Here is a 20,028-nt window from a genome sequence, read left to right as displayed (position 1 = left end):
GATGAAGTTTTCAAAGCGCCAGACTGATGTTTTCCCCGGACTGGCGATCGAACAGATGGACGCCTTTCGGGTCGGCGGAGAGCCAGACCCAGTCGTCGCGAAGAGCGCTGCGGTCGTAGGACGCGGACGGCACCACGGCGATGAGGCGTTTCGGGCCGATGTCCACATAGAGGTAGACTTCGTGGCCCATGAACTCGATGTGTGTAAGCTTGCCCTTCAGGGTGCCGGGCGCTTCGGCCGCAGCGATGCGCAGATGCTGCGGCCGGATGCCGAGCGTCACCTCGCCGCTCGGTTCGCCGGAGAGGCGGCGCGCGAAGTCTCCGCCAAGCGAAATCGTCTGGTCCGCGGCCCGGATACTCTCCTCCCCTTCGAACGTGCCATCGAGGAAATTCATTTCCGGACTGCCGATGAAGCCGGCGACGAAAGTGTTGGCCGGGCGGCTGTAAAGCGTCACCGGATCGGCGACCTGCATGATGCGGCCGTCCCTCATGACGCAGATCCGGTCGCCCATGGTCATGGCTTCGGTCTGGTCGTGGGTGACGTAGATGACGGTCGCCTGCTGGTTTTCCGCCTTCAGCCGCTTGTGCAGGTCGGTGATGCGCACCCGCATCGAGGCGCGCAGCTTGGCATCGAGGTTGGAGAGTGGCTCGTCGAACAGGAAGACTTGCGGTTTCTTGATCAGCGCCCGGCCCACCGCGACGCGCTGCGCCTGGCCGCCGGACAGCTGTTTTGGAAGCCGGTCGAGCAGCGGGTCGATCTCCAGCAGACCGGCGACGTGGTTCGTCGCCTGTTCGATCTCGGCGCCGGGGCGGCGCTTCAGCCGCATGCTGAAGGAGAGGTTCTTACGCACCTTCATATGCGGATAGAGCGCGTAATTCTGGAAGACCATGGAAATGCCACGGTCGCCTGGCGTCTTGTCGTTGACCAGTTCGCCGCCGATGCGGATCTCGCCGCCGGTGACCCGTTCCAGCCCGGCGATCATCCGAAGCGTTGTCGACTTGGCGCAGCCGGACGGGCCGACGAGCACCATGAATTCGCCATCCTCGACATCGAGATTGATGCCATGCACGGCGCGGAAGGAACCGTAGTCCTTTTCGAGGTTTCTCAGCTGCAGACGCGCCATGTGACTATCCTTTGATCCCGCCGGACGAGATGCCGTCGATGAAATATTTCTGGGCGAGGAAGAAGACCGCCAGCGCCGGCGCCAGCGACAGTACCGACATGGCCAGAACCCGGTTCCACTCGAAGGCCTCGGTCGTGTCGATCGACAGTTTCAGCGCGAGCGAGATCGGGTATTTGTCGACCGAGGAGATGTAGATCAGTGGGCCGAGGAAGTCGTTCATCGTCCACATGAACTGGAACAGGCAGACCGAGATCAGCGCCGGCATCAGCAGCGGCACGACGATGAAAATCAGCGTCTGGATGGTACTGGCTCCATCGACGCGGGCAGCTTCTTCCATGTCGCGCGGAATTGCGCGCAGGAACTGCACCAGCATGAAGACGAAGAACGCATCGCCCGCGAGCGCCGAAGGCACCCAGAGCGGCAGGTAGCTGTCGAGCCATCCGAGATCGCGGAAGATCAGGTATTGCGGAATGCGGGTAACGACATTCGGCAGAAGCAGCGTCGCGATCAGCGCGGCGAACAGGACCTTCTTGCCTGGGAATTCGAAACGGGCGAAGCCGTAGGCGACCGCGGTGCAGGAGATCGCCGTGCCGATCACCTTCGGAATGACGATCCACAAGGTGTTCAGGAAGAACGTGCCGAAGGAATAGGGCGTCGAGGTCTTCCAACCCTTGATATAGCCGTCGAGCGTCGGGTTTTCCGGCCAGAAGCCGGGATTGGAGAAGATTTCCGAGTTGGTCTTGAACGATGCGCCGACCAGCCAGATCAGCGGATAGAGCATCAGGAGTCCGACACCGCCGAGCAGAGCATAACGCAGCACGGCATTGAGGCGGTAGCGGCGCATTTCGCGGATTCGGATAACGTCGATATCGCGGGCGGCCGGGGAATTCTGGGAGAGGATGTGATCGGTCATGGTCAGCTCCTCTTGTCGCCGGCGTAATAGACCCAATGGCGCGAAGACCAGAAGGCGATGAGGGTGAGGGCCATGATAATGATGAACAGGACCCAGGCGATCGCCGAGGCATACCCCATGTCGAACCGCTTGAAGGCCTCGTCATAGATGTAGATCGGCAGGAGATAGGTGGATTTCAGCGGGCCACCCTGGGTGATGATGTAGGGGCCGTTGAACTCCTGGAAGGCCTGGACCATCTGCATGATCAGGTTGAAGAAAATGACAGGCGTGATCAGGGGCAGGGTGATGTAGACGAAGCTCGTCCACTTGCCGGCGCCGTCGATCGAGGCGGCCTCGTAAAGCGTCTTGTCGATGCTCTGGAGGGCGGCGAGGAAAATTACCATGGCCGAGCCGAATTGCCACAGGCGCAAGAGCGTGATGGTGAACAACGCGTTGGTCGGATCGCCGAACCAGTTGACGGGTTCGAAGCCGATGAGCTGCAGGCCCATGTTGACGAGGCCGACATCGGCGAAGATGTAGCGCCACAGAACCGCGATGGCGATCGAGCCGCCGAGGATCGACGGCACGTAATAGGCCGTCCTGAAGACGTTGATGAACTTCAGCTTGTAATTGAGGATCACCGCCATGAAGAGCGCGAAGACGAGCTTCAGCGGCACCGTCGTGAACACGTAGATGAGCGTCACCCACAGTGATTTGCGGAACGTCCGGTCGTTGGTGAACAGCCGGATGTAGTTCTGCAGGCCGGTGAAGACCGGCTCGTTCATCAGGTTGTAATTGGTGAAGCTCAGATAGAGCGACGCCATGAAGGGCAGAGCGGTGAAGACCAAAAGCCCGATGATAAAGGGCGACAGGTAGAAAAGCCCGAGGAACTTGTTATCGCCACTCATGCTGCCTGCCCCAGTCTGGCGTAAAGCCGGACATACCCGGCGACGGTTTCGTCATAGGCAAGATCGCCTATGAGTTTCGTCGCCCAGTTGAGCGAGTCGCCACCGAAACAGGCAATATTGAACGAAGAGACACTTCCTATATTGTGCATCGCAACCTCTGGCGCTTCGATCTGCGGACGAACCTGACCCCATCAGGCTCTCGAAAAGAAGCGCCAATTCCTCCATTCCTGCCCCAGACGTGTTGAGTTCTGAGCTCCCAGGCTGATATTCTCACTTTGCCTGTGAGATCAAATCGACGAATTCGGGGAAAAGGATGGAGAAAATCGAAGGTAGCATCCTGTCTGCTATTCCGATGAATGCGATGTATTTAACGCTGACGCGTTCAACCATAAGGATGCAGCATTCGCCCACCTGGGGCGTCGATAAATCGAACAGTGTGCATGACCTGATCATCTGTCTGACGGGTTCAGCGTGTTATGAGGTCGAAGGCGAGACGGTCGAGATGGCCCCGGGCAGGGCCATGTTATTGCGTGCCGATACGTGGTTCTCCGGCCGTTCGACGTCACGGGAGGACTATACCGGCATCGCCCAGCATTTTACGCTCGACCTCTTCGGGCGCCTCGACCTGATAGCCCAGATGAACCTGAAACACGCAGTAACGCTCGCCCGATGGGACATGATGGGACCGCTGACGCGTTACTATCACGACAACGCGCCGCCCTATTCGACGACGCTTCTCCAGCATCATCTCTTCATGTTCCTGCTGATCGAATTCATCGAACAGGCGCATATCGGCTGGAAGGAGCAATCAGTTGGTAACGTCAACAACCCGGACGCGCTGTCCTTTTCGGTGATGGTGGCCGCAAGCCAGATTGCCGCCGATCCGCTTAACGAGGAGATCGTCGAAAGGACGATCAATTCGGCGCCCTATAATCCGGATTATTTCAAGCGGGAATTCAGGAAGCGCGTCGGCTGGACGCCGGACAAGTTCCAGGAATTCAAGCGGATGGAGCGAGCCATGGGCCTGATGGCCGGCGGCTGCACGGTGAAGCGGGCCGCCGAACTATCCGGCTATACGGACGCCTATTATTTCTCGCGCATGTTCAAGCGGTATATAGGCATAAGCCCGCAGGGCTATCAGCAATCCGAAAAGCGTAGCCGCGAGGGTGCCTTTCCGAGAGGCGAGGAAGACGGCCAACTCATCTACCCGCTGACGCGCTGACGGGCCTGTATCACTCCAACGTAGATCAATCGTCTCCGAATTTCATCCAAGAGCTTCGCGTACGAGCCAACCGGCGCACCGGCAGTGGAAAGGCCCGAGCTTTCGGAAGGCGACTGCCCCGTTCCTTAGCGGGAGCGGGGATCAAGAGCGTCGCGAAGACCGTCGCCGAGCAGATTGAAGGACAGCACCGTCATGAAGATCGCCATGCCCGGCCAGAGCGCCATCCAAGGTGCGTTGGTAAGGAAGCGCTGCGCCGAGTTGAGCATCGAACCCCAGGAGGGGGCGGGCGGCTGCAGGCCGAGGCCGAGGAAGGACATGCTCGCCTCCGCGATGATGGCGGACGCGATGGTCAGAGTTGCCTGGACCATTAGCTGAGGCAGGATGTTCGGCAGTATATGCCGGACCGCGATCCGCCATTGCGGATTGCCGACGGCGCTTGCCGCTTCCACATATTCCTCCGCTTTGATCGACAGAACCTGACCACGTGTCAGGCGGATGAAGAGCGGCATGGCGGTGATGCCGATCGCCAGCATCGCGTTGGTCAGGCTCGGGCCGAGGAAGGCTGCAAACGCGATGGCGAGGATCAGGAACGGGCAGGCGAGCATCGCATCGGTGAAGCGGCTGATCAGTCCGTCGATCAGGCCGCCGAGGAAACCGGCGGCAAGCCCGAGCGGAACACCGATCGCCATGGCGATGCCAACCGAGGTGAGACCCGCCATCAGCGAGGCGCGGGCGCCCCAGATGATGCGCGAGAGCATGTCGCGGCCGGCTTCGTCGGTGCCCATCCAATGGAGGGCGGACGGTGCCTTGCGGACTGCCGTCCAGCTCTGGGCGGCCGGATCATAGGGTGCCAGAAACGGTGCGAAGGCCGCCACGAACACCATAATGAGCACGACGACCAGACCGACGAGGGCACTCTTGCGCTTCGAGAGCCGCCGCCACAGCCGTCCCCGGAAGAAGGCCGAGACGGGATTGATCGAGGTCTTGGGTTCGGAGATCGTCAGCACGGTCAGCTTCTCAGTCGGGGGTTGACGAGGATGTATCCGATGTCAGCCAGGAGGTTGAGGATGATGTAGAAGATCGACGTGACCAGCACAACGCCCTGCACCACGGGATAATCGCGGGTGAAGACCGCATCGACGATCAGCTTGCCGAAGCCGGGGATCGTGAAGATCTGCTCGGTCAGCACCGCGCCGGAGAGGAGGGCGCCGAATTCCAGCGCGCCGAGCGTGATGATCGGCGTCAGCGCGTTGCGCATCGCGTGTTTGAAGACCACGACCCATTCGCTGAGGCCCTTGGCGCGGGCGGTGCGGACATAATCGCTTTCCAGCGCCTGCAGCATGGCGCTGCGGGTATGGCGCATGATGACGCCGGCGATCGCGGAGCCGAGCACGAAGGCCGGCATGATCGTCGTCGAAAGGTTCATCCGCCAGTCTTCCCAGGGGCTGACGAAGCCGGATGCGGGCAGCCAGCCGAGATAGACCGAGAAGAACATGATCAGCATGATGCCGAGCCAGAAGTTCGGCACCGAAATGCCGGCGAGCGACACGACATTGGTCATGTAGTCGATGGGCGTGTTCTGGCGAAGCGCCGAGATGACGCCGCCGGTTATGCCCAGCACCAGCGCCACGACGATGCCCATCACCGCGAGCTGCAGGGTCACCGGCAGCTTGAGGAGGATCAGGTCGAGGACCGGGCGGTTGTGGCGCATGGATTCGCCGAGATCGCCGGTCAGCACACCTTTGATCCAGAAGATGTATTGGACGAAGACCGGCTGATCGAGGTGATATTGTTCCCGGATGGCGGCAAGCGTTGCCTCGTCCGGGTTGTCGCCGGCAAGCACCAGCGCCGGATCGCCCGGCAGGAGATGTTGGAGCGAAAAGATGATCAGCGACAGCAGAATGACCGTCGGGATGAGCTGCAGCAGGCGGCGGGCGAGAAGCGAGGACATGGCTTAGCTCTCCGATACGGTCAGTGCCGGACGCGCGGCCATCGCCTCGAAGGCCGCGAACAGCTTTTCGAGTTTCGGGTTGCGCGGCTCGCGAACATGGTCGGCATCCTGCGCCGGTAGCTCGCGCCAGAAGGCGCAGGCATTGGCGTGACCGTTCGGCTCGATATCGAGCGCCATGCTGACCGTCTGGCATTCCGGACGCGCATGCGGGCAGCGCGTGTGCAGCCGGCAGCCCTGCGGCGGCGCGATCGGGCTCGGCAGGTCGCCGTGCAGGCGCGCGGCGCGGGACCGGTGCTGACTTGGTGGTGCGGCGACGGGAATGGCCGAGAGCAGGGCGCGCGTATAGGGATGGCGGGGCGTCGAGAAGGTCATCTCGGCGGTGCCGATCTCGACCACCTTGCCGAGATACATGACCGCGACGCGGTCGGCGATGTGCTTCACCACGCCGAGATCATGACTGATGAACACGAAGGCGAGGCCGAGGCGCTTCTGCAGATCCTTCAGAAGATTGAGGACCTGCGCCTGGATCGATACGTCGAGCGCGGACACTGCCTCGTCGCAGATGATCGCCTTCGGCTCGGAGGCAAGCGCACGCGCGATCACCACACGCTGGCGCTGACCGCCGGAAAACTCGTGCGGATAACGGTTCGCCTGTTCCGGACGCAGGCCTACCATTTCCAGGAGTTCCGCGACGCGTTTGGCGCGCTGGCCGGCCGGAACGATATTGTGCAGCATCAGTGGCTCGGCAATCGTCTGGGCGATCGTCATGCGCGGATTGAGCGAGGCATACGGATCCTGGAAGATCAGTTGCACGTGCCGGCGCTGCTCGCGCATCACGGCATGGCTGACATTGGTGACGTTGTGCCCATCGATGAACACTTCACCGGCGCTTGGCTTGATCAGCCGGATCAGCATGCGGCCAAGGGTGGACTTGCCGCAGCCGGACTCACCGACGACGGCAAGCGTCTCGCCCGGCATCAGCGAGAAGGTCACGTCGTCGACCGCGCCGACTTGCGCCAGCGGCCGCCCGAAGACGGTGCGCTTGACGACGAACTTCTTTCCTAGACCGCGGACCTCGATGATCGGCGTTCCGGGAGGAGAGGAGGAAACCGGCTTGATCATGGGACGAGGTCCTCCATGGGCGCGCGCCAACAGCGGCTGAAATGTCCCGGAGACACTTCCATCAGGTCGGGCATTTCGGCGCATTTGTCGATGCGGAAGGGACAGCGGGCCTGGAAACGACAGCCCTTGGGCGGATTGGCCATGTCGGGCACGGCGCCAGTGATCGCCACCAGGCTCTCGCGCTTTTCGTCGAGACGCGGCAGCGAGCCGAGCAGGCCGATCGTGTAGGGGTGTTCTGGGAAGGTGAAGAGCTGTTCGACCGAACACTGCTCGACCACCTGGCCCGCATACATGACGATCACGTCGTCGCAGGCTTCGGCGACGACGCCGAGATCATGGGTGATGAGGACGATCGCGGTTCCGGTCTTTTGCTGCAGCTCGCGCATCAGTTCGAGCACCTGCGCCTGGATGGTGACATCCAGCGCCGTGGTCGGCTCGTCGGCGATCAGCAGTTCCGGATCGCAGGCGAGCGCCATCGCGATCATCACGCGCTGGCGCATGCCGCCGGAAAGATTGTGCGGATATTGGTGATAACGGGTCTCGGGCGAGGGAATGCGCACCAGCCGCAGCATGGCGATGGCGCGTTCGGTCGCCTCCTTCTTGGAGATCGGGCGGTGGCGCAGGATGACTTCGTTGATCTGCTCGCCGACCGTGTAGGACGGGTTGAGCGAGGTCATCGGCTCCTGGAAGATCATCGCCAGCCGGTTGCCGCGCAAGGACCGCATCGCGCTCTTGGTCTCGTCGAGCAGCTGGCGCCCGTCGAAATTGACCTTGCCGGAAATACGCGCCGAGTGTTCGGGCAGAAGCCGCATGACCGCAAGCGAGGTGACGCTCTTGCCGGAACCGGACTCGCCGACGATCGCAAGGGTGCGGCCTTTCCTGACGGTGAAACTGACGCCGTCGACAGCGGTGACGGTCCGCGCGTCGCCTTCGAAGGCGACACGCAGGTCCGTGACTTCCAATACGGGCGTAACGGCATCGTCAGCCCGAACGGATCGGGCTGACGGGTTGCTGAGGATATCTTGAGACGTGCTCATCGAAGCTCGATTGCCAACTTATTTCTTACGGCTGACGCCGGTCAGACGGATGATGCCGTCCGGAGCAGGCTTCAGGCCGGTGATGTTGGAATTGTGCGCGAAGATCCACTGCGAGTGGTAGAGATAGACGAGCGGCAGGTCCTTGAGAAGGATGGCGATCGCCTTGCTGTACTCGACCTTGCGGGCAGCCATATCGCCGATTGCGCGTGCCTTGGTCAGGATCGTGTCCAGATCCTTGTTGCAGTAATGCGCGTCGTTGCCGGCAGCACCGCAGGCAAGCATCGGCGTGATGTTGAGATCCGGGTCGACGCGGCCGCTCCAGCCGACGAGATGGGACTCGAACTTGCCCTGACGAGCGATGTCGAGCAGCGTCATCAATTCGGTCGGCTTGATGGAAACCTTGATACCGATTTCGGCGACCATGGCCTGGATGAGCTGAGCGACCTGCTGGCGTTCGGCGTCGGTCGGAACCAGGAGTTCCAGATCGACCGACTTCACGCCGGCTTCGGCCATCTTCTTCTTGGCGGCGTCCAGGTTACGGGCAGGAACCGGGAAGTTCTTGTCGTAATAAGGGCTGGCTGGCGGGAAGGGCTGGTTGCCGGTGGTGAACTGGCCTTCGAAGACGACATTGTTGATCGCGTCGCGGTCGATCGCCAGGCTGAAGGCTTCGCGGATGGCGGCCTTCTTGCCGGCATCGAGGTCGGCGCCTTCGCCGGTGATGTCGAAGGTAATGCCATAATAGCCGAGACCGACGACCGGAGCGACGGCCAGAGCCTTGTCTGCCTTGACGGCTTCGACGTCGGTTGCCGCGAGACGTTCGATCAGGTCGAGCTGGCCTGAACGCAGGTTGAGCAGGCGGACGTTGGAGTCCGGCATGCCGCGATAGACGAGCTGGTCGAAATGGTACTGGTCGGCATTGTAGTACTTGTCGAACTTGGCCAGCACGATGCGGTCCTGGGTGACGCGTTCCACGAACTTGTAGGGGCCGGAGCAGACCGGGGCGTCGGTGAACTTTTCGCCGAGCGCTTCACCGGCCTTCGGGCTGATGATCATGCCGGCGCGATCGCTGAGAGCGGCCAGAAGCGGAACCGACGGTTCCTTGAGGTTGATCTTGACGGTATAGGGATCGACCACGTCGACGCTGCTGACGGCGCTGATTTCGGCCTTGCGGCGGGAGATCTTCATGGTCAGTTCGCGGTCAAGATTGTACTTGATCGCCGCGGCATCCATCTTGGTGCCGTCGTGGAAGACCACGTCGTTGCGCAGCTTGAGCGTCAGCGCGGTGCTGTCCGCATTCCATTCCCAGCTGGTGGCCAGCATGGGGATGATCTTGCCCTCGGTGTCGATGTCGACGATCTTGTCGCAGAGCGACTGGAGAACGTGGCGGCCGACGAAGCTCCAGTTGGAAACCGGGTCGAGCGTATCGGGATCGTCCTGCAGGCCGATCTTGAGGACGGACTGGGCAGCGGCAGGGGTGGCCAGTGCCGTCATGCCGCTCAGAGCCAGACCGGCTGCGAGTGCGAGATAAAGTGGTTTCATCAACATTCCCTCTCTTGTTTTAAACTCGAATTCGAAGATCAGCGCGCGACCGCGTATCCCTGCACACCGCGGGGATTGGAACCGGCCTTGATCAGTTGCGTGTTGCCGTCCATCTCGCGTGCGACCGCGGCAAGCCGGCCTTCCGACCAGGCGTCGCTGATCGTGATCTTGTGCCCCCGCGCCGCCAGTTCCTCGCGCACGGCTTCCGGAAAGCGCGCTTCGAGCGTGACCGCGCCGAAGCTGATCTCGCGCGGCCAGAAGGAGCTCGGCAGGTGGTCGGTATGGAAGGAGGGCGCGTCGATCGCCTCCTGAAGGTTCATGCCTTTGTGGACGTGGCGCAGGAACATGATCAGCTGCCACTGGTCCTGCTGGTCGCCGCCGGGCGTGCCAAAGGCCATGTAGGGCTTGCCGTTGCGGAAGGCCGTCGACGGTGTCAGCGTCGTGCGCGGGCGCACCGACGGCATCATCGTCGAGTTGAACCCCTCCTCAAGCCAGAACATCTGGCCGCGGGTCGTCAGGCTGAAGCCGAGGCCCGGAATGACCGGGCTCGACTGGAACCAGCCGCCGGAAGGCGTCGCCGAAACCATGTTGCCCCATTTGTCGACGGCGCTGACCTGCACGGTGTCGCCGCGCTGGGCGCCTTCGCGGGTGAGCGTCGGTTCGCCCTCACGGTCGTTCGGCAGTTTCGGTTCGCGCGCCACCGTCGGTTCGCCGCCGCCGAGGCCCGGCTGAGGGATGGTGCCAACGGCGCGAAGCGGCGGCACATTGGGATTGCGCCCGTCGGGCGATCCGGGGCGGATTTCCATCGAGGCCGTGCTGCCGATCAGCGCACGACGGATATCCGCGTAACCGGAAGACAGGAGGGTCTTCATCGGCACGTCCGGATTGTCACCATACCAGCTGTCGCGATCGGCCATGGCAAGCTTGGTCGTCTCGACGATGAGATGGACGAAATCCGGGCTCATCGGATCGAGATCGGCGATATCGGTGCCCTTCAGGATCTGCAGCATCTGCAGGAGCACCGGGCCCTGCGACCACGGTCCGCATTTGAACACCTCGTAGTCGCCGTAGGTGACCGAGACCGGCTTTTCGATCAGCGGCTTGTAGTCGGCCATGTCCTGCGCGGTGATCAGGCCCTTGTGGTGGCGGCCCGAAACGTCCCAGACATTTTCAGTCGCGCAAAACTCTTCGATCCGCTCGGCGATCGGGCCGCGATACCAGAAATCGAGCGCCGCATCGATGCGCGCTTCACGGTTCCTGGCGGACTTGGTCTGGTCGATGATGCGCTGATAGACATCGGCGATCTGCGGATTGCGGAACAGCTTGCCGGATTGGGGTGCTACGCCGCCGGGCAGGTAGACTTCCGCCGAACTCGGCCAGTGGGTCTCGAAAAGCTCGCGCATGGAAGCGATGGTGTTGGCGATGCGCGGCACCAGCGGGTGGCCGGTGCGGGCATAATAGATCGCCGGCGCCAGCACGTCTTCGAGTTCGGCCGTGCCGTAGTCGCGCAGCAGTGTCAGCCAGGCACCGAAGGCGCCGGGAATGCATGCCGGCAGCAGGCCGGTACCCGGAATGATGTCGAGGCCGAGATCCTTGAAATACTTGACCGTCGCCTTGGCGGGCGAGGGGCCCTGGCCGGAAATCACGGTCGGCGTCTCGGCGCCGGCCGGGGTGACGATGATCGGCACTTCACCGGCGGGGCCGTTCAGATGCGGCTCGACGACCTGGAGGACGAAACCGGTGGCGACCGCTGCGTCGAAAGCCGTATGGCCCTTTTCGAGAATGGACATGCCGACCGCTGAGGCCAGCCAGTGGGTGGACGACACGGCGCCGAATGTGCCCCTGAGTTCCGGTCGCGTCGTGAAGGTCATGTCGTTTCCCACTCTCTCATCCAGCACGACCCGCGCGCAGACCGCTCCCATGCTGGAAGCTTGTCGACAAACCAAGATCATGAGGGCTAGATTATATACAAGCCACGGTGCAGTCAGCCGCCGGCGCCAATGTGTGCCTACGCCCTGTGGACATATTGTATATTCTCTGGCCACAATGCAAGCGCATTGTGTAACTTACTCATGCTCGCATAATCGAAAAGGCGCCGGCTCAAGGAGCGCCGCTTGGGAAAACAAAGAGATGCTGGATACGCCCCAACCGGGAAAGAAAATTCGCAGCGACGCGATCGCCGAACAGCTTGAAGAAGCGGTGATCAACGGCGAGCTCGCTGCCGGCTCACGCCTCGACGAAACCTCGATCGCTGCCCAGTTCAACGTCTCGCGCACGCCGGTGCGGGAAGCGCTGCACATCCTGTGCGGGCGCGGCCTTGCCGAGCGCGAGCCCTACAAGGGCGTGATCGTGACACAGATCTCGGCCGAGCGGATCGACGAGATGTTCGAGGCCATGGCCGAACTCGAAGCGACCTGCGGGCGCCTTGCGTCCCATCGAATGACCATGAGCGAGCGCGCCGAACTCGAAAGCATGCACCGGGAGATGAATGCGCTTGCCGAAGAGGGCGATCACGCCGGCTACAACGAGATCAACACCCGTTTCCACAGCCTTCTGTTCCAGGGTAGCCACAACAGCGATCTGATCGCCGCGGCCCAGACATTGCGGCTGAAGCTCGCGCCGTTCCGCAAATATCAGTTGAAGGACAGGGGGCGCCTGAAGCGGTCGTGCAGCGAACATCAACAGATCGTCGATGCGATCCTCGACCAGGACGCCAAGGCGGTGGAAAACGCGCTTCGCCGACATCTGGTCTCGGCGGCGCAGGAAGTCCTCGTCAAAAGGCAGCGGCAGGAAGACGACGCCGTCGCCAAAAACAATCTTCTCGGGAAGGCATGAATTACCGAATGTCCAATACTGATCAAGACGCCATCCGCACCGTCATCGCCGACATGCAGGCGGCCTGGAACCGGGCCGATTTCCATGGCTACATGGCCGGTTTCGCCAATCCCGACGTCATCTTCGTGTCGCGCGGTCGTATACAAAAGGACTGGCAGGCGACGCTCGAGCACTATATCGCCGATTACGGCGGTTCTCCGGGCTCGCAGGGCGAGCTTGCCTTCTCCAACATCCGCATCGAAATGCTGGCGCCGGATGCGGCGCAACTGATCAGCGACTACAAGCTGGTCCGGCCGGCCGGCAACCAGACCGGCGTCAACACCCGCCTGATGCGCAAGCGCGATGGCAAATGGGTGATCGCGCTGAACCACGTTTCGCAGATCGAGAGATAAGCCGAACCTTTGGTCCGATATCCAATCGTTTGAGGCAGCCCAGCGCCGGAGGCTTCCAGCGTCGGGCTGTCGTCTCTCAGGGCCTATTCTCCAGCCTGCTTGGCCGCCCGGGCGATGACATCGGCGACCTTCTCGGGCTGGGAGGCGAAAACGGCGTGGCTTGCCTTGATCTCGGTGATGTCACTGCCGGCCCGCCGCGCCATGTCCCGTTCGAGGTCAGGATTGATGGAGCGGTCTTCGGTGGCGACGATCGACCAGCTCTTCTTGGCCCTCCAGGCGGGATCGCCGATCTTGGCCGAGAAGGCCTCCTTGGCGGCAAACACCTGGGACCTGGCAAGAAACCGCGCTTCGTCCTTCGGCAGGTCGGCCGCGAAGTCGCCGGGGAATGCGGCGGGGTCGAGATAGAGATATTTGCCGTCCTTCGTCTCGCGGATGTTCATACCGCCCGCCGGCCTGGAGCTTGCTAAGCTGAGCAGGCTTTCGCCCTTGTCGGGCTGGAACGCCGCCACGTAGACGACGCCTGCGACATGCGGGCTGTGGCCTGCCTCGGTGATCACCATGCCGCCATAACTGTGTCCGACGAGCAGGGTCGGGCCGTCCTGCAGGTCCAGCACCCGGTTGGTTGCGGCGATATCGTCGGCAAGCGAGGTGATCGGCTGCTGGACGATCGTCACGTTGAAGCCGCGCTTTTCGAGGATTTCGGTCGCCTTGCGCCAGCTCGATCCGTCGGCGAGCGCGCCGTGGACGATGACGATGTTCTTGACCTCCGCCGCCTGCGCCGTAAAGGCGATGACGCTGGTGGCGAGGGCAAGGACGAAAGTAGAAATATGTCTTTTCATGAGCTTAACTCCTGTTGGTTAATGTAGAGGAGGTTTTGGATGAAGTTTCAGCCGAAGGTGAAGGCGTAGGCTTCGACACCGGGATCGAGGAAGCGAATCTCGAAATTTCGCGCCTCGACATCGCCCGCCTGGCGGACGAGTTGGTAGAGCTTGGTCGCGGTCACCGTGCCGTTGCCATCGGCGTCGATATCGGCGCCGTGGTCTATGCCCGGAGCCTTGCCGTCGATCGTCACCTGAAAGCGCACCGGCTTGCCGGCGGCGCCGGGACCGAGGACGAGATGCAGGTCGCGGGCGCTGAACCGGTAGGCGATGCTGCCATCGGGCTGGCTGAGCGTCGCCTGTTCCGCACCGACGGTCCAGGTGCCCGAGAGGCCCCATTCATTGAGGCTCGGTTCCTCGACCGAATAGTCGCGGGCGGCGTCGGCGCGCAGGGTTTCCCGCGAGGCGAAGTTGGTTGCGCGCTTGTAGCCAAGATAGGTTTCGCCGGAACGGACATTGCGCAGGTCCGGACTTGCCTCCGCGCCCTTGGCGTCGGGCACCACCGATGCGGTGGAGGCCATCTCGCTGCCGGCTTCGCGAAGCAGGTCCTGGATTGCCTGCTCGGATTGCCGGTAGTTGCCCTCGCCGAAGTGGTGGTAACGGATCTGACCCTTGGCATCGATCAGATAATGGGCCGGCCAATAGCTGTTTTCGAAAGCGCGCCAGATCTTGTAGTCGTTGTCGATTGCGACCGGATAACCGATCTTGAAATCGCCGACGGCTTTTTTGACATTGTCGATCTTCTTCTCGAAGGCGAATTCCGGAGCGTGAACGCCGATCACCACGAGGCCCTGATCCTTGTATTTTTCGGCCCAGGCGCGGACGTAAGGCACGGTGCGGATGCAGTTGATGCAGGAATAGGTCCAGAAATCGACGAGCACGACCTTGCCGCGGAGCTGTTCCGCCGTCAGCGGGGCAGAGTTCAACCATTCGACCGCGCCGTCGAGCGAAGGTGCACGACCCTCGACCGGCAGGCTGCTGCGGAACGGCCGGGCGGTATCGGCGACGGCCACCATCATGTCATTGCCGGCGATTTCCGAAGGCGAGCCGGTTGCGGACTTGGAATGCAGCCTGTCGAGCACCGCCTGCTCGAAGGAGGCGGTGCTGGCATAGGAGAGACGGGCGAGCAGGCCGGTATCGAGGCCGAGCGCGATGGCGGCGACACCGGCAAGCACGGCGGCACCCAGGACCTGGCGAAGCCGTTCGCTGACACCGAGTGAGCGCTTCATGCCCGCAAACACCTTTCCACCGACGATCAGCGCGATGGCAAGCGAGGTCGCCGCTCCGGCGGCATAGGCAGCGAGCAGGAATGTCGTTTCGAGGTTGGCGCCCTGCAGCGCAGCACCCGTCAAGACAAGGCCAAGAATGGGACCGGCGCAGGGTGCCCAGAGCAGGCCGGTTGCGACGCCGAGGACGAGCGAGCTTGCCGCAGTCGGCACCGAACCGGGTTTGCCGGAGGCATTCACGAGCTTGTTGCCGAAATCGACGACCGGCCGGGTGACGAAGCTTGCGACGCGCGGCGAAAGGAGGCTGACGCCGAAGACTGCAAGAAGGACGATGGCGGCGAGCCGGCCGTATTCGTTGGCGTGGACGGCCCAGCTGCCGCCGACGGCTGCAAGCGTGGCGACGAGCGCAAACGTGGCGGCCATGCCGACGAGCATCGGCAGTGTGCTCCTGACGAACGGCTGTCCGGCGCGGGCAAAGACGAAGGGGAGGATGGGGAGGATACACGGGCTGAGGATCGTCAGCGCCCCTCCGAGATAGGCAATGATAAGAAGCGTCATCATCGTTTCCTTTGAAACCGGGTGTTCGGGTTCTGGGCGGCGATGCGGCTCGACCAGCAACGGGGCCAATCTGGTCGAGGCGACGTATCCCGGATGTGTCCGGGTTCGAGGGGAAATGTACCAAAATGTAGAAATTCGCCCGGCCGCTACAGAGCGACACAAATCGCCAGACACAGCGGTGGTCGGCGGATTTCGGCGGTGCCTGAATTGTATCAGAACGTATCCCGGTGGCCGTCTGCTACATCCACATTCAAAACCGGCGGCTCGGGACACATCGGGGATACATGGCCGTAGCTCTCTTCCGATCGTGATCAACACGGATTGGAGAGAGATCGATGTCCGACCTAATCAACCACCAGCGCCGCCGCTTCTTCGGCGTGGCCGCCATGACCGTTGCAGCGGTCGAATTCGGAATGACCGACAGCGCGGGCGCCCAGTCTCCGCAGGCTCCCGCAACGCCGCTGCCCGCCGTTAAGGCCGGCACCAACACCTCCTTCGAAACGCTGAAGCAGGTCAAGGCTGGTGTGCTGGATGTGGGTTATGCCGAGGCCGGTCCGGCAAACGGCCCGGTCATTCTGCTGCTGCATGGCTGGCCCTACGACATCTATAGTTTCGTGGATGTCGCGCCGCTGCTCGCCTCGGCCGGCTATCGCGTCATCGTGCCCTATCTCAGGGGCTACGGCACGACCCGGTTCCTCTCGAAGGACACGCCGCGCAACGGCCAGCAGTCCGCAGTCGCGGCCGACATGATCGCGCTCCTGGATGCGCTCGCTATCGACAAGGCGATCGTTGCGGCCTTCGACTGGGGCGCGAGAACCGCCAACATCATGGCGGCGCTCTGGCCGGAGCGTTGCAAGGCGATGGTATCGGTCAGCGGCTACCTGATCGGCAGCCCGGAGATCAACAAAAAGCCACTGCCGCCGACAGCCGAGCTTGCCTGGTGGTACCAGTTCTATTTCGCCACCGAGCGCGGTCGGCTGGGTTACGAGCAGAACCGGCGCGATTTTAACCGGCTCATCTGGCAGACGGCATCGCCCACCTGGACATTCGACGATGCCACCTTCGAAAGGTCGGCTGCCGCATTCGACAATCCCGATCACGTCGAGATTGTCATCCACAATTACCGCTGGCGGCAGGGCCTTGTCGAAGGCGAGGCCCGGTTCGATGCCCTTGAAAAACAGCTCGCCACAGGGCCGATGATCTCAGTGCCGACCATTACCATGGAAGGCGATGCCAACGGCGCGCCGCATGCCGAGTCTTCTGCCTATGCGGGTAAGTTCTCCGGAAAATACGAGCATCGCACCATCAGCGGCGGGATCGGTCACAACCTGCCGCAGGAGGCACCACAGGCCTTTGCGCAGGCTGTTCTGGATGTCGATCGGTTCTAAACCTTTGACGGCTGTCGCGGAGATAATTCTCCGCTTCGCGGCGGCCATCCTCCGGTTTAAAGAAGGAAGGGCGGTGCGATACCGTTCCGATGGAAAAGGGATCTGAAGTCCGAAAATGGAACATGTCGACCATATCCTGATCGTCGATGACGACCGCGAAATCCGCGAGCTGGTGTCGAGCTATCTGAAGAAGAACGGCCTTCGGGCGACGGTGGCCGCGGATGGCCGCCAGATGCGCAGTTTTCTCGAAGCCAATACGGTCGACCTGATCGTGCTCGACGTGATGATGCCGGGCGATGACGGGCTCGTGCTCTGCCGCGAACTCAGGGCCGGCAAGCACAAGGCGACGCCGATCCTGATGCTGACCGCCCGCAGCGACGAGATGGACCGGATCATCGGGCTCGAAATGGGCGCCGACGACTATCTGCCGAAACCGTTTGCCGCGCGCGAGCTGCTGGCGCGCATCAAGGCGGTCCTGCGCCGGACGCGGATGCTGCCGCCCAACCTGCAGATCAGCGAGGCCGGCCAGTTGCTGACTTTCGGCGACTGGCAGCTCGATACGGTCGGTCGCCATCTGCTCGACAAACAGGGCACGGAAATCGCTTTGAGCGGTGCCGAATACCGGCTGCTGCGCGTTTTCATCGACCATCCGCAGCGCGTGTTGAATCGCGACCAGATCCTCAACCTCACCCAGGGCCGCGATGCCGACCTCTTTGACCGCTCGATCGACCTGCTTGTGAGCCGGCTTCGCCAGCGGCTCGGCGACGACGCGCGCGAGCCGACCTATATCAAGACGGTGCGCAGCGAAGGTTACGTCTTCTCGGTTCCCGTCGAGATCTCGGAGCCGAAGCCGTGACCGCCAGCATCTCCCGGTCGAGCAAGTGGTGGCCGAGCACCCTGCGTGCCCGGCTTTTCCTCATCCTGTTTGCCGGGTTGGCCATCGCCTACGGGCTCTCCTTCAGCATCCTCTTCATCGAACGTTACATGTCGGCAAAGGCCGTCATGCTCGGCACGCTCGAAAACGATCTTGCGACATCGATCGCCATCCTCGACCGGCTGCCGGCCAAAGAGCGCGCCGATTGGCTGGACCGCTTGAGCCGCGGCAATTATCGCCTCGTGCTCGGCCCCGGGCTTCCCGGCGTGCCTGACATCTCGGGCCGCGGCGTCGAGATCACCGGCAAGATCGAAGAGGCGGTCGGGCATCGGTTCCCGCTGCGGGTGGAATCCATTCCCGGCGACGACAGAAGACTGCAGGGTCATCTAACCCTTTCCGACGGCTCGCCGCTGACCATAGAAGTTACGCCGACCGGTGTCATGCCGATCGCCGAATGGCTTCCTTACGTGTTCGCCGTCCAGATGGCGCTTCTGGTGATCTGCACCTGGTTTGCGGTCCGGCAGGCAATCCGCCCGCTGGGAGACCTTGCGGCCGCCGCCGATGCGCTTGATCCCAATAAAAAGAACTCGCCCTTGAGCGAGGCGGGGCCGAGCGAAGTCGCGCATGCCGCAAGAGCCTTCAATGCCATGCGCGACAGGATCGCCCATTATCTCGAAGAACGGGTACAGATTCTTGCGGCGATCTCCCACGATCTCCAGACACCGATCACCCGCATGCGGTTGCGCGCCGACATGGCGGACGATTCGCCCGAGCGGGAGAAGCTGGTGCATGACCTCGGCGAGATCGAACGGCTGGTGCAGGACGGGATCGCCTATGCGCGCAGTGCGCATGGCAATGGCGAGAAGATTTCCCGCATCGATCTTGCCTCGTTCATCGACAGCATTGCCTATGACTATCAGGACACCGGCAAGGCGGTGACGGTCCTGGGCGTGGTTCAGGGTACCGCGTCCACCAAGCCACACGCCCTGCGCCGCATTCTGTCGAACTTCATCGACAATGCGGTGAAATTTGCTGGCGCGGCCGAGATCAGCGTCGAGCGAAGGGGCGAGGGCGACATCGTCATCACGGTCCTCGATCGCGGGCCGGGAATACCGGAAAACATGCTGGAGGCTGCGATGCAGCCATTCTTCAGGCTGGAGCAATCCCGCAACCGCGAAACCGGCGGCACGGGGCTTGGCCTTGCCATCGCCCAGCAGCTTGCTGCAGCGCTCGGCGGTTCGGTCAGGCTCTACAATCGCGCCGGCGGCGGCCTCGCGGCCGAAATCACCATCCGCTGATCTCCGAAGTCGGCCGAAATTTTCGAAGCGTTTTGTATGAGAGAATGTCCGGCGAGGCCGGCACTACGTTTTGATACATTTCCGGCGCTTTCGGAAACATGCCGGACACGTCCACCCCTCAAACCACTCCCCGTCAACGGATGTCGCAATCGGCGACACGAACAAAGGAGTGTTCCATGACCAATATCGACAAGGTTCTCTATACCGGCAAGACGCGCACGACCGGCGGGCGCGACGGGTTCTCGCGCAGCGACGATGCCCAGCTCGACGTCAAGCTCTCGCCTCCCGGCAGCGCCCATGCCGGCACCAATCCCGAACAACTCTTCGCAGCCGGATGGTCGGCCTGCTTCATCGGCGCCATGGGGATTGCAGCGGGCAAGCGGAAGATCCAGCTTCCCGCTGAGACGGCAGTCGATGCCGAGGTCGACCTGGGGACCACAGAGGGCGCATATTTCCTGCAGGCCCGCCTCAACATCAGCCTGCCGGGCATCGATCCGGAACTGGCCAGGGCGCTTGTTGAAGAAGCCCACCAGACCTGCCCCTATTCGAAGGCAACCCGCGGCAACATCAATGTCGAGCTGATCCTCGCCTGAGGATCGCGACGGTCGGAATGAAATGCGCACAGGACGAGGCTGAAGCCTCGTCCCTTGGAGAACCCAATGAAACTGGCGATTATCTACATCCTCGGAGCAGCCGTATTCGCGGTACCCTGCATCTACGACGTGACCTCACTGGAGCCTTCGGCCTTGGCCGGCCTCCTGGCCGCGGCTTCCTCATTCTGAAGC

20 protein-coding genes are annotated in these 20,028 nt (G+C 62.3%); 8 read left to right on the top strand and 12 right to left on the bottom strand.

All coding sequences use genetic code 11. The features are described 5' to 3' along the window. Window positions 1-10 precede the first annotated feature (10 nt). The 4 genes from PMI07_RS13405 to PMI07_RS34870 form a co-directional block, all read right to left on the bottom strand. Window positions 11-1,123 (bottom strand): ABC transporter ATP-binding protein, encoded by a 1,113-nt coding sequence (locus PMI07_RS13405; protein ID WP_007775290.1) that lies wholly within the window; start codon window positions 1,121-1,123, stop codon window positions 11-13. A gap of 4 nt (window positions 1,124-1,127) precedes the next feature. After that, window positions 1,128-1,967, bottom strand: a complete 840-nt coding sequence (locus tag PMI07_RS13400) for a carbohydrate ABC transporter permease (protein WP_155956510.1) — start codon at window positions 1,965-1,967, stop codon at window positions 1,128-1,130. A gap of 71 nt (window positions 1,968-2,038) precedes the next feature. Further along, window positions 2,039-2,923 (bottom strand): sugar ABC transporter permease, encoded by an 885-nt coding sequence (locus PMI07_RS13395; protein WP_007775297.1) that lies wholly within the window; start codon window positions 2,921-2,923, stop codon window positions 2,039-2,041. Then, window positions 2,920-3,072 (bottom strand): hypothetical protein, encoded by a 153-nt coding sequence (locus PMI07_RS34870; RefSeq protein WP_007775307.1) that lies wholly within the window; start codon window positions 3,070-3,072, stop codon window positions 2,920-2,922. Before PMI07_RS34870 ends, PMI07_RS13395 begins: the two co-directional genes overlap by 4 nt. A gap of 164 nt (window positions 3,073-3,236) precedes the next feature. On the opposite strand from PMI07_RS34870, the gene PMI07_RS13390 reads away from it, so the two are divergent. Continuing rightward, a complete protein-coding gene (locus tag PMI07_RS13390; RefSeq protein ID WP_007775310.1) occupies window positions 3,237-4,145 on the top strand; it encodes an AraC family transcriptional regulator in 909 nt (302 codons plus the stop codon). A 125-nt stretch (window positions 4,146-4,270) separates the two neighbouring features. Here the strand turns inward: PMI07_RS13390 and PMI07_RS13385 are convergent, their stop codons facing one another. Genes PMI07_RS13385 through PMI07_RS13360 form a run of 6 tightly spaced genes read right to left on the bottom strand, consistent with a single transcriptional unit; the run spans window position 4,271 to window position 11,665 of the window. Continuing rightward, window positions 4,271-5,143 (bottom strand): ABC transporter permease, encoded by an 873-nt coding sequence (locus tag PMI07_RS13385; protein ID WP_037086785.1) that lies wholly within the window; start codon window positions 5,141-5,143, stop codon window positions 4,271-4,273. Between the two features lie 11 nt (window positions 5,144-5,154). After that, window positions 5,155-6,096, bottom strand: coding sequence for an ABC transporter permease (locus PMI07_RS13380; protein WP_007775316.1), 942 nt, complete (start codon window positions 6,094-6,096; stop codon window positions 5,155-5,157). A gap of 3 nt (window positions 6,097-6,099) precedes the next feature. Then, entirely contained in the window at window positions 6,100-7,218 is a 1,119-nt protein-coding gene (locus PMI07_RS13375) for a dipeptide ABC transporter ATP-binding protein (RefSeq protein ID WP_007775317.1), read from the bottom strand. Then, complete coding sequence (locus tag PMI07_RS13370; protein WP_007775319.1) at window positions 7,215-8,255, bottom strand: ABC transporter ATP-binding protein; 1,041 nt, start codon at window positions 8,253-8,255, stop codon at window positions 7,215-7,217. Before PMI07_RS13370 ends, PMI07_RS13375 begins: the two co-directional genes overlap by 4 nt. A gap of 18 nt (window positions 8,256-8,273) precedes the next feature. Beyond that, on the bottom strand, window positions 8,274-9,794 hold the full coding sequence (locus tag PMI07_RS13365; protein WP_007775323.1) for an ABC transporter substrate-binding protein: 1,521 nt from the start codon (window positions 9,792-9,794) through the stop codon (window positions 8,274-8,276). A 38-nt stretch (window positions 9,795-9,832) separates the two neighbouring features. Next, complete coding sequence (locus tag PMI07_RS13360) at window positions 9,833-11,665, bottom strand: gamma-glutamyltransferase family protein (protein ID WP_024163790.1); 1,833 nt, start codon at window positions 11,663-11,665, stop codon at window positions 9,833-9,835. Between the two features lie 259 nt (window positions 11,666-11,924). Between PMI07_RS13360 and PMI07_RS13355 the strand changes: the two genes are divergently transcribed. Both PMI07_RS13355 and PMI07_RS13350 read left to right on the top strand, forming a co-directional pair. Continuing rightward, window positions 11,925-12,629: a GntR family transcriptional regulator gene (locus tag PMI07_RS13355; protein ID WP_007770969.1), complete on the top strand. Its 705-nt coding sequence runs from the start codon at window positions 11,925-11,927 to the stop codon at window positions 12,627-12,629. A gap of 8 nt (window positions 12,630-12,637) precedes the next feature. Beyond that, window positions 12,638-13,021, top strand: a complete 384-nt coding sequence (locus tag PMI07_RS13350; RefSeq protein WP_197032492.1) for an SgcJ/EcaC family oxidoreductase — start codon at window positions 12,638-12,640, stop codon at window positions 13,019-13,021. Between the two features lie 83 nt (window positions 13,022-13,104). Here PMI07_RS13350 and PMI07_RS13345 read toward each other — a convergent pair whose 3' ends face one another. Together PMI07_RS13345 and PMI07_RS13340 are read right to left on the bottom strand one after the other, a co-directional pair. Then, window positions 13,105-13,860, bottom strand: coding sequence for an alpha/beta hydrolase (locus PMI07_RS13345; RefSeq protein ID WP_007770967.1), 756 nt, complete (start codon window positions 13,858-13,860; stop codon window positions 13,105-13,107). A gap of 47 nt (window positions 13,861-13,907) precedes the next feature. Next, on the bottom strand, window positions 13,908-15,683 hold the full coding sequence (locus PMI07_RS13340) for a cytochrome c biogenesis protein DipZ (RefSeq protein ID WP_007770966.1): 1,776 nt from the start codon (window positions 15,681-15,683) through the stop codon (window positions 13,908-13,910). A gap of 335 nt (window positions 15,684-16,018) precedes the next feature. Between PMI07_RS13340 and PMI07_RS13335 the strand changes: the two genes are divergently transcribed. From PMI07_RS13335 to PMI07_RS35960, 5 genes are all read left to right on the top strand, one after another. Continuing rightward, the gene (locus tag PMI07_RS13335; protein ID WP_007770965.1) at window positions 16,019-17,071 is read left to right on the top strand and encodes an alpha/beta hydrolase; all 1,053 of its coding nucleotides are present in this window, start codon (window positions 16,019-16,021) and stop codon (window positions 17,069-17,071) included. Between the two features lie 115 nt (window positions 17,072-17,186). Further along, window positions 17,187-17,927, top strand: coding sequence for a response regulator (locus PMI07_RS13330; protein WP_024163789.1), 741 nt, complete (start codon window positions 17,187-17,189; stop codon window positions 17,925-17,927). After that, on the top strand, window positions 17,924-19,243 hold the full coding sequence (locus tag PMI07_RS13325; protein ID WP_007759877.1) for a HAMP domain-containing sensor histidine kinase: 1,320 nt from the start codon (window positions 17,924-17,926) through the stop codon (window positions 19,241-19,243). Before PMI07_RS13330 ends, PMI07_RS13325 begins: the two co-directional genes overlap by 4 nt. Before the next feature lie 176 nt (window positions 19,244-19,419). Continuing rightward, window positions 19,420-19,836 (top strand): organic hydroperoxide resistance protein, encoded by a 417-nt coding sequence (locus tag PMI07_RS13320; RefSeq protein WP_007759878.1) that lies wholly within the window; start codon window positions 19,420-19,422, stop codon window positions 19,834-19,836. Window positions 19,837-19,902: 66 nt separating this feature from the next. After that, on the top strand, window positions 19,903-20,025 hold the full coding sequence (locus PMI07_RS35960; protein WP_007759879.1) for a hypothetical protein: 123 nt from the start codon (window positions 19,903-19,905) through the stop codon (window positions 20,023-20,025). The last annotated feature ends 3 nt before the right edge of the window (window positions 20,026-20,028 follow it).

The organism is Rhizobium sp. CF080, assembly GCF_000282095.2.
Classification (GTDB): domain Bacteria; phylum Pseudomonadota; class Alphaproteobacteria; order Rhizobiales; family Rhizobiaceae; genus Neorhizobium.
This window is presented reverse-complemented; position numbering and strand designations above follow the sequence as displayed.